This window comes from Candidatus Symbiopectobacterium sp. NZEC135 (genome assembly GCF_025962695.1).
In genome coordinates this window covers 1-908 of sequence record NZ_JAGFPF010000826.1, presented here as the reverse complement: position 1 = coordinate 908, position 908 = coordinate 1, and the positions used below count along the sequence as shown (strand labels likewise).

The window sequence follows — 908 nt, the reverse complement described above, 5'->3', positions numbered from 1 at the left end:
TGCTCATCCTGTTTATACAGCCCTGCCGGACAGGCTAACATCAGCTTGTTGAACTCCACCGGGTCAGGGTTGGCAATCAGTACAATGTGCGGATTGCCCTCATCAACATAAAACTTGTTAACCCCCAGCTTGATATCCACATTGACCTTACTCATAACCAACGCACTCCTTTAAAACCATCTTTCAGGATGTTCATTACCCCGACGTTTCCGATGCGGGAGAACATCTTGTTACGCAGAGGACGTTGCGGACCGTTGATGGTAAACAGATCCTGCATCATGCCCGTCATCATCGTCGGATAGGCGCTGAAAAAACGTGGATTGTCTAAAAACGCTGGCAGATTTTTATACAGCTTCATGTCTTTGAGAACGAAGCTTTCATCCAGCAGCATCTGATAGCCTGACAACCCCTGTCGGCTGAAATCGTCACGCTGTTTGGCTGCGATAACGGCTTTGGCGGCAGCTTCTCCGGAAGCAATAGCCAAATCCATGCCACGTACCGTATAGCCGACGTTCAGACAGAACCCAGCGGCATCACCGGCAATCAACACGCCATCACCGATCAGCTCCGGTACCATATCCAAACCGCCTTCAGGCACCAGATGCGCCGAGTATTCCAGCAGTTTGCCATCACTGACCAGCGGGGCAACCAGCGGATGTTGCTTGAAATCCTCCAGCAGTTGCGGCACGCTTTTGCTCAGCTTGTCTACGTTGTGCAAACCGAGCACCAAACCTAATGAAACGGTGTTCTTGTTGGTATACAGGAATCCGCCCCCCATCAGGCCCTCAGAAGGCGTGCCAGCAAACAACCAGGCCAGTCCATCATCTCCAGCACAACCAAAACGCTCGGCCATCTGTTCCGGGGTAAATGCCAGCAGTTCTTTAACCCCCACCGCCACTGTATGGGGA

Annotated in this window: 2 pseudogenes; both read right to left on the bottom strand. The window is 52.0% G+C overall.

Annotated features, from left to right (window positions below):
* Window positions 1–155, bottom strand: a pseudogene (locus tag J5224_RS30750) (ferredoxin family protein); the annotation flags it as partial.
* Window positions 152–908 (bottom strand): annotated as a pseudogene (locus J5224_RS30745) (FAD-dependent oxidoreductase); the annotation flags it as partial. The pseudogenes J5224_RS30745 and J5224_RS30750, both read right to left, overlap by 4 nt.